This is a genomic window from Bacillus fungorum, assembly GCF_002746455.1.
Taxonomy (GTDB): domain Bacteria; phylum Bacillota; class Bacilli; order Bacillales; family Bacillaceae_G; genus Bacillus_A; species Bacillus_A fungorum.
In genome coordinates, this window is sequence record NZ_NWUW01000077.1 from 1 (window position 1) to 4,183 (window position 4,183).

Sequence of the window (4,183 nt, forward strand, 5' to 3'; positions counted from 1 at the left end):
CCGCTAACTTCATAAGAGCAAGCTCTTAATCCATTCGCTCGACTTGCATGTATTAGGCACGCCGCCAGCGTTCATCCTGAGCCAGGATCAAACTCTCCAATAAAGTTAGTTTGTCTAGCATCTAAAAATAAAAATTGACGTTTCACGTTGTTTGTTTCGTTCAGTTTTCAAAGAACTACCTGGTCGCTCATTTGCGACTTCCTTATGTTAACATCTTCGTTAGTTAATGTCAACTAAGTTTTTCATTTCATTTGTCACTTTCGATGTTGTTGTCATCGGCGACTTGTACTATATTACACCTCTAAGTTATAATCGTCAATACCTTTTCATAAAGATATTTAATTAAATGTTTTTATCTTCTCTAATCTAGAGAACAACCTATACAGATTGCATTATCAGAAAAGCCTCTTCTACTTAACTTTAATTTCCTTCTTCCAAAATATATTCAAGTTAACTTAAACCCTAGACTTAGGTTGTACGGAAGTTTTTATCCAGCACAACTAACGATCTTATTTTAATAAATACTAATATGTAATTCAAAAGTTATTATACTTCCTAATACCTCTTTGTTTATCACACACTCTATTAGAAACGATTGAAGATATACGTATTCCTATAACAGACAAGGAGACAGAAATCCATAATAAACTAATATATTAATCTAGTTATAGAGTTCCCTCTTATATGAAGTAATAGCCGCTTATCTGTTTACTCGTAAATATATAGAAACACACTAATACATTTACTAACTATCCCTGTGTCACTGAAATATTAGCCTTTCATCTTTAGCATCACCCTTTTCCATATAGCCTAGTGATAATAACCTTTATATCCTCCTAACAAACATTTAAGATATACAAATAAACTATACTCAAGGTCCGAACCGATTAATGGCATTTCTTTCTTTAAACATATATACTTAACACGCCAAAAGGAACGTATGTTCCATTTGGTTTGTATCACTCTTTATAACATTTAAGAGCGTTTATCCTATACCTATATTTATGTTTTACCGCTAAAAGAACACATCGAGTTACTAACAAAGCATGTAATTTTACTGTTTTTAATATAAAATCCTCCATTTTAAAATACATATAGCATCACAAGTTCATTTATTTCTACCTACAAGTCTAGAAATACACGACAATAAGAAACCAATACATATAAAACACCCACAAAAACGAATTCTACAACAAAGTATACTACAGCTGCACAATTATAAATCACGATCTTTTCAACATCTATAGGAGTCTTGTCCACATTTAACGCAAATATACGTTAAAAAATTTTCAATATAAAGTGAGCCGGAATTTCTACTCTAAGAAAAATTCAGCTCTTATTTTTGGGCCATAGCCAAAATAATTTTTACATTTAAGATTAAATGTCTATTCAATATCCTCTACTTTGCTGTGCTGAAGATGAATGTATCATATCTATCACTGCATGATATAGATTTTCTGGATGTTCAGCTATTCTATGACATAAATACAAATACCACTCTTTCCCATAAGTCAAATATACTCTAGTGTTATGTCCTTTGTTTTTCAAATCACTTAGCATATCCGGACGAATTCCATATAGCATTTCTATCTCTACATTCGATTGACTAAAATATTGACGTTGCTCCATCTCTTTAATAAGAATTTCATCATGTGTAGCTATAGATACAGGGTGATTGTTTTCAATTAGTTGTTCTACAATCTGAAGATACTGTTGATTTAAATCAATTGACCTAGGCATAGCAATATCCTGAACTTCTTGATAGGCACCTTTTACAACTCGTATTTTCCCTGGATAATGTAGGAGTTCTTGAATATCATCGTTCGAGCGATATAAATGCGCCTGAATTGTTATCCCTACATTAGAATATTGTTCAGTTGTTTTTTTATAGATAGTAAGAATGTCCGCGGCTTTAGATGATTCTTCCATACTTATCATAAGGGTAGTTTCATGTACTTTTGCCTTCTCTGCCAACTCCATTAAATGAATATAAGATATTTCTGGATCTATAGATAATCCAATATGCGATAAATCGAGTGATACTGTTTGTTTCATAGATAGAGCACCCATGTCCCCAATAAGATTCAAAAACTCATTTTTCGCTTTACAACATTCCTCTATATCTATTGTATTTTCCCCTATATATTCTAGTGAAGTATGATACCCTTTTGTAATTAGTTCTTTTGCCGTCACAATCCCCTCACGTCTCGTTTCTCCAGTGACAAAGCGTTTTGCGGCTTGCAACAATAACGCATAGAGCTCCGTAGATTGTTGTACATAGGATTTTATATGTTCATTTCGTGCAATCGCTTTAAATGCCTGAGCTACTTGGAATTCTGATTTAGTCATCACATTTTCATCTCCTTTAGAACTATTTGATCCAACTATATCATGCTAAAATGGTTCGTATTAGTACCATTTTAGCCAAACTTTTATGGTACCAATTTTAATGAAGGGAGCATTTATATGCTTTGGATACCTATTGATCGATCGTTAGATATAAGTTTAATTCGACAGGTTTATCACCAAATACGCGAACGAATATTAAACGGAGAGCTACAATCCGGAGAAAAATTACCCTCAACACGGGAATTAGCTTCCGAGTTAGGTGTGTCTAGAAATGTAATTTTAGAAGCTTATGATCAATTATTTTCCGAAGGTTTTTTGGTCGCTCGACAGGGAGCCGGGACATTCATTGCCGAAGGGACTTATTTAGAACAACGCAAAAAATCAACTCTAATCGATTCTTTACCTTGGTGCGAAGAAACAAACAAAGACAGTAATATCATTAATTTTCGTTCAGGGATACCGGCATTAGACTTATTTCCACGTAAGGGATGGGCAAAGTTATCTCACACTATATGGAATGAAACACCGCCTTCTACGTTTGGATACGATATTCCCGAAGGGCGTCCCGAATTAAGAAAGGTTTTATCACGCTATTTGCTAAAAACAAGAGGAGTTTTTTGTCATCCAGAACAATTGGTGATTACTTCTGGTGCAACTCAAGCTTTAACACTTGTTTCTAAGTTACTTTTGGCAACAGATGACGAAGTACTAATAGAAGATCCTATTACCAATGACATTCAAACAATTTTTAAAAATTCAGGAGCCTCCCTTTACCCGATACCAGTTGATGATAACGGGATGGATACATCTTTGCTGCCCACAAATAAAAATCCAAAATTCATCTTCATTACGCCTTCCCATCAGTTTCCTTTAGGTGGAACGCTACCGATTCAACGACGGGTTCAATTGATTAACTATTCAAGAAAAACAAATTGTTATCTCATTGAAGATGATTATGACAGTGAGTTTCGATATGAAGGCTCACCTGTAAGTTCATTACAGGGATTGGATCCCGAGCGTGTTATATATATAGGTTCATTTAGTAAAATTTTATCACCGGCCCTTAGGATGGGATACTTAGTTCTTCCCTCACACCTTATTGAAAAATGTCGCAGGGTAAAATGGTTTTCAGATCTACATACACCTTCTTTAAATCAGCTTGTTCTTGCTAAATTTATTGCCGAAGATCATTTGGAACGGCATATTATGAAGATGAAAAAAGTCTATAAAAATCGAAGAAACTTCCTTATCCAGCAATTAAAATTGGCATTCTCAAGTAAGATCAATATTTTCGGTTATTCTACAGGATTACACCTGATTGTTGAATTTAATCAAGTTCAATTCACAAAAGAATTACTTGAGGAGATCCAACAATTCGGAGTGAAAGTATATTCTGTGGAAGACCATGCCATTAAAAAAGGAAAACATCATAATCGAATTATTATGGGGTATGGACATTTAACAACTGAAGAAATAAAAGAAGGTGTGAGTAGGCTACAGAGGGCATTACCTTGTATATATCCTTGTTAACAAATAGACGGTTTAACAAACTTGGCCATATTTTTCTGAAGGTATGCTATTTAGATGCGACATCATAATAAAATAAAGTTGTTTCTTGTTATATAAACGTACTCATAGAGCCGACATTAATTACAAGATTATTTCATTAAACACAAAAAAGACGAGTCATTCTGACTCGTCTTAAGCTTGCTTGGCGACGTCCTACTCTCACAGGGACAAGGTCCCAACTACCATCGGCGCTAGAGAGCTTAACTTCCGTGTTCGGTATGGGAACGGGTGTGACCTCTCTGCCATCATCACCAAACTATTGAAG

2 protein-coding genes and 2 rRNA genes are annotated in these 4,183 nt (G+C 34.4%); 1 reads left to right on the top strand and 3 read right to left on the bottom strand.

The features are described from left to right. Nucleotides 1–103: ribosomal RNA gene (locus tag CO726_RS30375) — 16S ribosomal RNA — on the bottom strand; the annotation flags it as partial. 1,286 nt (nt 104–1,389) lie between these two features. Beyond that, nucleotides 1,390–2,349: a proline dehydrogenase family protein gene (locus CO726_RS30380; RefSeq protein ID WP_099686770.1), complete on the bottom strand. Its 960-nt coding sequence runs from the start codon at nt 2,347–2,349 to the stop codon at nt 1,390–1,392. Between the two features lie 117 nt (nt 2,350–2,466). On the opposite strand from CO726_RS30380, the gene pdxR reads away from it, so the two are divergent. After that, the gene (pdxR, locus tag CO726_RS30385; RefSeq protein WP_099686771.1) at nt 2,467–3,879 is read left to right on the top strand and encodes a MocR-like pyridoxine biosynthesis transcription factor PdxR; all 1,413 of its coding nucleotides are present in this window, start codon (nt 2,467–2,469) and stop codon (nt 3,877–3,879) included. A 179-nt stretch (nt 3,880–4,058) separates the two neighbouring features. Here pdxR and rrf read toward each other — a convergent pair. Beyond that, nucleotides 4,059–4,174, bottom strand: a 5S ribosomal RNA gene (gene rrf / locus CO726_RS30390). Nucleotides 4,175–4,183 lie beyond the last annotated feature (9 nt).